This window comes from Candidatus Phytoplasma citri, assembly GCF_002009625.1.
Taxonomy (GTDB): domain Bacteria; phylum Bacillota_I; class Bacilli_A; order Acholeplasmatales; family Acholeplasmataceae; genus Phytoplasma; species Phytoplasma citri.
In genome coordinates, this window is sequence record NZ_MWKN01000033.1 from 1 (window position 1) to 435 (window position 435).

At 16.6% G+C, this 435-nt stretch carries 1 protein-coding gene; it reads left to right on the forward strand.

Annotated elements, in window-relative coordinates; genetic code table 11:
- Positions 1-407: SVM family protein (locus tag B2G44_RS01140; RefSeq protein WP_257616358.1), on the forward strand; the 407-nt coding region annotated here is incomplete at its 5' end.
- Positions 408-435: the final 28 nt, after the last annotated feature.

Sequence of the window (435 nt, forward strand, 5' to 3'; positions counted from 1 at the left end):
ATTTAATTAATATGTTCAAATTACAAAATAAATCAAAAATAATAATTATTTATTTGTTTATTTTTTTGGGATTACTTTTGATAAATAATAATCAAGTTATAGCTATGGAAAATAACAATTCATTAGATTTAATAGCATCAGAACATTTGATTATAATAAATAACAAGATTTGGGATTTTTCGGTAAAAAAACAAGAATTATTTATATGGTCATCATCTTGTAAAGAACAAAAAACGAAATCTATATTAAATAAAAGATATTTTCGTTACGTAAATCTTATTAAAAATCTAGAAGAACAAAGAAATTCAATTATAAATAGAGGTTATTATAATAATCCGATTTTAATCCAATTAATAAATGATTTTAATCAACAATTATTTCAATTAAATAGAAATTTTTTAAGATAATTAAATAATAAAAAAATTTAATTAAATA